The organism is Mesorhizobium sp. M8A.F.Ca.ET.181.01.1.1 (assembly GCF_004792025.1).
GTDB lineage: Bacteria > Pseudomonadota > Alphaproteobacteria > Rhizobiales > Rhizobiaceae > Mesorhizobium.
This window is the reverse complement of the sequence record NZ_SRTV01000083.1, coordinates 1-377: the sequence shown is the minus strand read 5'-3', so window position 1 is coordinate 377 and position 377 is coordinate 1. Positions and strand designations below refer to the sequence as shown.

General features: G+C 58.1%; 1 protein-coding gene. It reads right to left on the bottom strand.

Annotated elements, in window-relative coordinates; translation table 11 throughout:
* Positions 1–272, bottom strand: a 272-nt coding sequence (locus EN824_RS33680; protein ID WP_135933175.1) for a LysR family transcriptional regulator, incomplete at its 3' end; no start/stop codon positions are given.
* Positions 273–377 lie beyond the last annotated feature (105 nt).

Here is a 377-nt window from a genome sequence, read left to right as displayed (position 1 = left end):
GTCTCCTGAAGCGACTGGGCCGCGAGCATTGCGTCGCGGATGTCGATCACCGCTGGTCCGACCCGTTCTACAAACGTCTTCCCCGCATCGGTCAGGGACACGCTTCGCGTCGTCCTGTTGAACAGCCGGATACCGAGGCGCTGCTCCAGCTTCGCGATGGAGTTGCTCAAGGCCGTTGTTGACATTCCAAGGTCGAGAGCCGCTGCGCGGAAGGTTCCAAGGCGGGCGATGCTGAGGACGGCATCAAGGTCAGCAAGGACGGAACGGGTCATTTATCCCTCTTTTCGCAATACCTCATCCTTGTTTATCCTGCTTATCCCGTCAATAAGCTTCATCTATCTTCCAGCCAGTGGATATCGCGAAGGCGGAGCCACAGC